We start from the raw sequence: 231 nt of genomic DNA, 5'->3' as shown, positions 1-231 counted from the left end.
GATCTGGACAGTTTTGCCGTGGTTGACACCATCGAGGTCGGCCAGCGCCCCCGTGGTATCACCTTTAACCATGACTATTCGTTGCTGTATATCTGTGCCAGTGACGATGACACCGTGCAGGTGATGGACGTTGCCACACAACGTATCGTCGCCAGTCTGCCTTCCGGTGAAGACCCGGAGCAGTTTGCCCTTCACCCCGATGGCGACCGATTGTATATCTCCAACGAAGAC

The 231-nt window shown here is 55.4% G+C and carries 1 protein-coding gene; it reads left to right on the top strand.

The window, feature by feature from the left end:
* Window positions 1-231, top strand: a 231-nt coding sequence (locus Q4563_RS23085) for a hypothetical protein (RefSeq protein ID WP_303606212.1), incomplete at both ends; no start/stop codon positions are given.

Source organism: Gilvimarinus sp. 1_MG-2023 (assembly GCF_030548285.1).
This window is presented reverse-complemented; position numbering and strand designations above follow the sequence as displayed.